The sequence below is a fragment of the Microcystis sp. LE19-10.1B genome, from assembly GCF_027530565.1.
GTDB classification, from domain to species: domain Bacteria; phylum Cyanobacteriota; class Cyanobacteriia; order Cyanobacteriales; family Microcystaceae; genus Microcystis; species Microcystis aeruginosa.
The window spans coordinates 1-3809 of record NZ_JAPZQM010000076.1 but is presented as its reverse complement, the minus strand read 5'-3'; the positions used below and the strand labels follow the sequence as shown (position 1 = coordinate 3809).

The window sequence follows — 3809 nt, the reverse complement described above, 5'->3', positions numbered from 1 at the left end:
GTTTATTGGGGGGGGGTTTTCCTAATCCCATTTTTCGGGGGGGGTTTTTTTTTTGGGGTTGGGTTTTTTTTTTTGGGTTTTGGGGTGTTGGGGTTTGGGGGGTGGGGGTGGGGGGGTTGGGGGGGTGGGGGGTTTGGGGTGTGGGTTGTGGGGGGGGGGGTGTGGGGTGTGGGGTGTGGGGTGTGGGGTGTGGGAAGTATAAATAAAAATAATCTCCTGTCTCCTGTCTCGGAGTCTCCTGTCTCGGAGTCTCCTGTCTCCTGATAACTGCTATGCTAGTCTAGGCAGAAAACCAGTCGATCGAGATCACCGTGGCTAACCAAGAAGCAACTTCCCCCGCTATTCGTACCCCCTTATATGACCTAATTGCCCAACAAACCAGCAAATTTACCCCTTTTGCGGGTTGGGAGATGCCGATACAGTTTAGCGGCCTAAAAATCGAACATAATGCTGTCCGCAATGGTGTCGGGATGTTTGACATTTCCCACATGGGCAAATTTATCTTAACTGGAGATAATCTGGTTCAATCTCTCCAAACCCTAGTTCCCTCTAATTTAGCCCGTTTAAGGGCAGGAAAAGCACAATATAGCGTTTTACTTAACCCGGACGGTGGCATAATCGATGATATTATCTTTTACTACCAAAGCGAAAGCCAAGGCGTATTAATTGTTAATGCCTCAACCACCGATAAAGATCGAGAATGGATTTTAGGCAATTTAGAGGGTTCGGGGGTCAAATTAAAGGATTTATCGCGAGAAAGGGTCTTAATTGCCCTGCAAGGACCCAAGGCGGCCACAATTTTACAGCCCTTGGTCGGGGAAAAATTAAGCGATTTTGGCCTATTTAATCACTGGGAAAGCCAGCTTTTCGGGGAAAAAGTTTTTATCGCTAGGACCGGTTACACGGGAGAAGATGGTTTTGAAATTATGGCCGCTCCTGAAATCGGGCAGCGACTTTGGACGGAATTCTTAAATTTAGGGGTGACTCCCTGCGGTTTAGGAGCGCGGGATACCCTGCGTTTAGAGGCAGCTTTAGCCCTTTATGGACAGGATATCGACGATAGCACGAGTCCCCTAGAGGCAGGCTTAAATTGGTTGGTTCATCTGCCAGAAAAAGGCGATTTTATCGGTCGCAATGTCCTTGAAGACCAAAAACTTAATGGTGTGAATCGGCGCTTGGTGGGATTGCAGATGTCCGGCAAACATATCGCCCGTCACGATTATCCGGTAGTATTCGCTGGGGAAGTGGTGGGTAAAGTCACCAGTGGCACTTTATCACCAACTTTAAACACAGCGATCGCTTTAGCCTATCTTCCCACACCTTTCGCCTCGATCGGACAGGCGATCGAAGTAGAAATCCGCGGCACTACCTACCCCGCTACCGTCGTTAAAAAACCCTTTTATAAAAGTAAAAAGTAGTGGTTTGTTTCAGCTAATTTGGTGTATTAGAAAAATGCTATAAATTCTATAATCTAAGACTTTAAGCCGAAATCTATTGCCCTATTTTAGCTGAAACAGTCCAGTAGGGTGCGTTAGCGCAGCGTAACGCACCAACCTAAAGCACCGAGAAAAAAGGAGCAATAATTTGGTGGGTTACGGCGAACACAAAATCAATACTAAACTGTAGCAGTTACCGTCGCCTAACCCACCCTACAGCTGAATCCTGAAAATGCAATCCGTAGACTTTACCACCCTCAGCGCCACTTGTGCCGAAATTGCCGCCACTTGGCTGCCCGCAAGACTAGAACAAGTGTATCAAATTGATCGCCAAACGATCGCCCTCCATTTACGAACCTTCGATCGCAAGGGATGGTTAATTATTTCTTGGCATCCCCAAGGGGCGCGGCTGCATATTGGTGATCCACCGCCAAAAGTCCCAGATACCTTCACTTTCAGCGATCAATTGCGTCATCAACTCAATGGTTTTGCCCTGACAAAATTAGCATTTGTTGCCCCGTGGGAAAGAGTCATCGATCTACAATTTGCCCAACGTCCCGATGATCCGGCCCTGGGGCATTTGTATATAGAAATTATGGGCAAATATAGCAATGTTATTTTAACTGCGGCTGACAATCAAATTGTCACCGTTGCCCATCAAGTCAATGCCACCCAGTCTAGTGTTCGCACCGTACAAACGGGACAAATCTATCAACTACCCCCCGTTTTATTGGCAACAAATCCCAGTTTAGAAGAATCCTTGAGCAGTTGGCAAGCCAGAGTTAGTTTAATCCCTAAAACTATCGAAAAACAGTTAGTTAGTACCTATCGTGGTGTTAGTCCGGTCATCGCTCGATCGCTGTTGCAAAAAGCCAAAATTAACCCGAAATTAAACACGGATCAGTTAGATACTAATGATTGGGAAAAGCTCTTTTCGGCCTGGCAAGAATGGTTAAAAATGCTCGAAAATAAAACCTTTCAACCGGGATGGACAAGCGAAGGTTATACAGTTATCGGTGGGGAGATGCTGGCGGCGGCTAAAAATGTCCAAGAATTATTAAACCGTTATTATAGCGACCAAATTAATCAAGAAAGTTTTCGACAACTACAGCAAAAATTAAGCCAAAAAATCACCTCTTTACTGACTAAACTGCAAACCAAAGCCGCAGGATTTCAAAGAAGACTAGCAGAATCTGCTCATGCTGATCGCTATAAAGAGCAAGGGGATTTATTAATGGCAAATCTGCAGCAAATACAGCAGGGAATGACTAGCATTAGTTTGGCGGATTTCCAGACAGGAACACCTGTAATTATTCCTCTCGATCCCGAAAGAAATCCCGTGCAGAATGCCCAATATTTTTATAAACAACATCAGAAATTAAAAAGGGCGCGGTTAGCGGTGGAACCTTTATTAGAGGAAGTGGTCAGTGAAATTAATTATCTCGAACAAGTGCGATCGAGTTTAAGTCAACTAGAAAATTATAGCAGCAGCGAAGATTTACAGGCATTAGACGAGATACAAGAAGAATTAATCCAACAAAAGTATCTAGAAAGCAATTACCAGCGTAATCGGACGAATAACAAAGAATCTGAACCCATGCGCTTTATTACTCCCTCTGGAGTAGAATTATGGATTGGCAGAAATAACCGTCAAAATGATCGGCTAACTTTTCGTAGCGCCAGCGATTACGATATCTGGTTTCATAGTCAAGAAATCGCTGGTAGTCACGTTTTACTCCGTTTAACCCCCGGTACAGTTCCAGAAGCCGCCGATCTGCAATTTGCCGCCGATTACGCCGCTTATTATAGCCGCGCTCGCCATAGTGAACAGGTTCCCGTCGTCTATACCCGTCCCAAATACGTCTATAAACCCAAGGGCGCCAAGCCCGGTATGGTGGTTTACAAACAGGAAACGGTAATCTGGGGCTGTCCTCAGAGGGTTGAAGATTACCGCAAAAAATAATTTTTTACCAAATTGTTTACTTTTTTTTACACAAAATGGGTATTGTCTGTTACAATTGTTACTAGAGAGACAAATGCAGTTCAGGCGCTTGGGAACGCAAGAACTATATTTCCTCGGATTACAACAACAAACAACAGCAAACCAGTGGTAGCAGCCGATAGTCTCGGGAAAGACACAAAAAACCGACTATTCAGGTGATATTAAAGCGACCACTGGTATTTTATCCTCACCTAACCGCTTCTGTCACTTTCCTCAACTTTCTTTTGGGTTTCCCAGCAATTCCAAATTCAGAATGTAGCAAGGAATACAGAATACAAAACGCTTTTGCCCTGTAGCTCCCCATCCAAAATCAAGAAGAATTAACGCGAGTAACAGGGATGGCCTCATCGAGCATAAAGTCTAAAAGGTGG

Annotated in this window: 2 protein-coding genes; both read left to right on the top strand. The window is 44.9% G+C overall.

What is annotated here, in order from left to right:
* Positions 1-311 precede the first annotated feature (311 nt).
* Positions 312-1418 carry a glycine cleavage system aminomethyltransferase GcvT gene (gene gcvT / locus O9332_RS02770; RefSeq protein WP_002756620.1) on the top strand — a complete coding sequence of 369 codons (1107 nt, stop codon included), beginning with the start codon at positions 312-314 and terminating at the stop codon, positions 1416-1418.
* 250 nt (positions 1419-1668) lie between these two features.
* Positions 1669-3399, top strand: a complete 1731-nt coding sequence (locus O9332_RS02765; RefSeq protein WP_002756619.1) for an Rqc2 family fibronectin-binding protein — start codon at positions 1669-1671, stop codon at positions 3397-3399.
* The last annotated feature ends 410 nt before the right edge of the window (positions 3400-3809 follow it).